The organism is Jeotgalibaca caeni (genome assembly GCF_028863945.1).
Classification (GTDB): Bacteria; Bacillota; Bacilli; order Lactobacillales; family Aerococcaceae; genus Jeotgalibaca; species Jeotgalibaca caeni.
In genome coordinates, this window is record NZ_JARBEA010000138.1 from 1 (window position 1) to 899 (window position 899).

Sequence of the window (899 nt, forward strand, 5' to 3'; positions counted from 1 at the left end):
GTTTAATGTGCTTATAGGAACACCCCACTTTTACAGTCACAATCAATAACCTTGCTACTTTCTTTCGAAATTGATAAGAGTCTAAAGGATTGACAACGCTTGATAGTGAGCATAAACTTAATGTACGCTAGTTAGTTTACAAGTGCAAACTAAAAAAGTATGATGTGTCGTCTCTGAAATTCTCCCTGATTCAAGTCATAACCAGAGTACATATCGGTTATTTTTTGATTCCATATTTTTTCCTTTATGTGCTGAGGATTAAGGGGTACCAATTGTAATTGCGCGTTATATGGTCTTTGTTTAGAATCGCTCTCCAAAAAGCCAATTTTTTTGCATAGAATTTTAGATTTAGATGTGGTACCATTAATTAGAATTATTATAAATAAGAAGTAGGTATCATTGTTTCAGTACAAAGACTAGGAGGAATGGAAGATGGAAATAGACTACAAGGATCATGGGAAGAAGCCGTATATCATTAATATTGAAGACGCCACCACAGGAAATGATAATTACCGGACGACCATTTGGACAGGCAGTAAACTGCAAGTCACCGTAATGTCCATTCAACCGGGCGATGACATCGGTTTGGAAGTGCACGAAGGCATTGACCAATTTATCCGTATTGAAGAAGGAGAAGGCGTGTGTAAAATGGGGCCTTCTAAAGATAACTTACATGTTCAACAAAAAGTGATGGATGATGACGCCGTATTTGTTCCGGCGGACATGTGGCACAACATCGAAAACAGCGGTGATAAGCCGCTCAGACTGTATACCATTTATGCTGGTCCAGATCACCTTGAAGGAACGGTTCACCCTACTCATGAAGACGCCAAAAACGATCCAAACGAACACTGAGGTACACTAGGATGAAACAAAAGCCCTGCACCCGTATGGATGGT

General features: G+C 39.6%; 1 protein-coding gene. It reads left to right on the top strand.

The features are described from left to right. The first annotated feature begins 432 nt into the window (after positions 1-432). Entirely contained in the window at positions 433-855 is a 423-nt protein-coding gene (locus PVE40_RS12830) for a cupin domain-containing protein (RefSeq protein ID WP_274732316.1), read from the top strand. Positions 856-899: the final 44 nt, after the last annotated feature.